This window comes from Actinosynnema sp. NPDC023658 (assembly GCF_040639995.1).
Classification (GTDB): domain Bacteria; phylum Actinomycetota; class Actinomycetes; order Mycobacteriales; family Pseudonocardiaceae; genus Actinosynnema.
In genome coordinates, this window is record NZ_JBFAAX010001433.1 from 1 (window position 1) to 1,138 (window position 1,138).

Annotated in this window: 2 protein-coding genes; both read left to right on the plus strand. The window is 66.6% G+C overall.

Annotated features, from left to right (window positions below):
* Nucleotides 1-303 (plus strand): NUDIX domain-containing protein (locus AB0G02_RS41590; protein WP_360806496.1); only part of this gene is annotated, 303 nt, incomplete at its 5' end.
* A 470-nt stretch (nucleotides 304-773) separates the two neighbouring features.
* Nucleotides 774-1,118, plus strand: a complete 345-nt coding sequence (locus AB0G02_RS41595; protein WP_360806498.1) for an RNA polymerase-binding protein RbpA — start codon at nucleotides 774-776, stop codon at nucleotides 1,116-1,118.
* Nucleotides 1,119-1,138 lie beyond the last annotated feature (20 nt).

Genomic DNA, 1,138 nt, shown 5'->3' on the forward strand with positions numbered 1-1,138 from the left:
CGGCGCGAGTTCGCGGAGGAGCTGGGCGTGCCGGTGCCCGACGGGGAGTGGGTGCCGTTGGGCGAGGTGCGGCAGTCCGGCGGCAAGGTGGTGACGGCGTGGGCCGTGGCGGGCGACCTCGATCCCGATCGGGTGGTTCCTGGGACGTTCACCCTGGAGTGGCCGCGCGGGTCGGGGCAGCTGCGGGAGTACCCGGAGGTCGACCGGGTCGCCTGGTTTCCTCTGGTCCAGGCGCGGGTAAAAGTGGTGAAGGCCCAACGTGAGCTGCTCGACCGACTCGTCTCAGATCACTCTTTCGAGTGATACTGAAGTCATCGAGAGGGTAAAGCGTCCGGTTGGACGTTTGGGTGCGGTCCGGATGGGTGATTCATCCTCATGTCCGCCACCGAACACACTCGTGCCGCCACCCTGAGTGGCGGCGGACCCGGAAATCCTCGAAATGACTTTGCGTAACCGTGACCATGACGGACGTCACTACTGCGGCGTTAAACCCGCCGTCCCGTCGCTATGCGTGGTCGGTCTAAGCTGTCGCAGCCGCACGACTTCTGCCAGGATTGCTCCATCAGTGTGATGGGGTGGCCCGGCAGCTTGATTACGCGTCACGATCCGGCCGCGAGTGCCTCCCTCTGGAGGAAGCCTTCGTTGACGGGTGAAAGACGTCACTGTGGGCGACGATGACCGTGAAGCCGGGAACGAACGGAGCAGTCCGATCGTTGCACTCGGTGAGCAACAAGCCTGGGCCCCGGCCCTGAGCCGAGCGAAAGGACACCGCCATGGCCGACCGCGTTCTACGGGGTAGCCGGCTCGGAGCAGTCAGCTACGAGACCGACCGCAATCACGACCTCGCCCCGCGCCGGTCGGTGCGGTACGCCTGCCCCAAGGGCCACGACTTCGAGGTCCCGTTCTCCGACGACGCCGAGATCCCGCACACCTGGGAGTGTCGCCTGCACGGCCAGGAGTCGAAGATCATCGACGGTGCCGAGCCGGAGGCGAAGAAGATCAAGCCGCCGCGCACGCACTGGGACAAGCTCCTGGAGCGGCGCACGATCCCGGAGCTCGAGGAGCTGCTGGACGAGCGGCTGGAGGAGCTGAAGGGGCGGCGCACCCGCACCGCCTGACGCTGTGACGTGCGAGGGGC

Excerpts from the sequence above, each read along its gene's own strand:
- AB0G02_RS41595 (WP_360806498.1), top strand. The coding sequence starts at position 774 with ATGGCCGACCGCGTTCTACGGGGTAGCCGGCTCGGAGCAGTCAGCTAC.